At 75.6% G+C, this 451-nt stretch carries 1 protein-coding gene; it reads left to right on the top strand.

Annotation, left to right across the window (positions count from 1 at the left end; translation table 11 throughout):
* Positions 1-415: Pycsar system effector family protein (locus RND61_RS32515; RefSeq protein WP_315881763.1), on the top strand; the 415-nt coding region annotated here is incomplete at its 5' end.
* Between the last annotated feature and the right edge of the window lie 36 nt (positions 416-451).

Below are 451 nucleotides of genomic sequence, written 5' to 3'. Positions count from 1 at the left end.
GGAGGTGAAGGCGGAGCTGGCCCGCACGGACACGAAGGCGTCGCTGCTACTGGCGTTCACCGGCGCCGCCCTGGCCGGCGTCTGGACCCTCGCGGGCGCCGTGCGGCTGCCGGTGGCCGCGGCCGTGGTCGGCGGCGCCGGTGTCGTCGTGCTGCTGGTCGTGGTGGGGCTGCTGCTGCGGGCGGTGCGCCCGAACCTTTCCGGCGGGGCCGGCTTCCCCCTGTGGGCCACCCTTAGCCCCGACGAGATCCGCGCCCACCTCGACCAGGACGGGCGGGCGCAGGACATCGCCGGCCTGGCCCGGATCTCGGTGGCCAAGTTCGCCCGGCTCCAGCGTGCGATCGATCTGACCTACGCCGCCGGGGCCCTGCTCGTCGTCGCCGCCGTGCTCGCGCTGGTCGGGGGTGCGTCGTGAGTGGGCAGGGCAGGGAGCTGACCCGCGCGCAGAAGA

The sequence above is a fragment of the Streptomyces tamarix genome (genome assembly GCF_032423885.1).
Taxonomy (GTDB): domain Bacteria; phylum Actinomycetota; class Actinomycetes; order Streptomycetales; family Streptomycetaceae; genus Streptomyces; species Streptomyces tamarix.
This window is presented reverse-complemented; position numbering and strand designations above follow the sequence as displayed.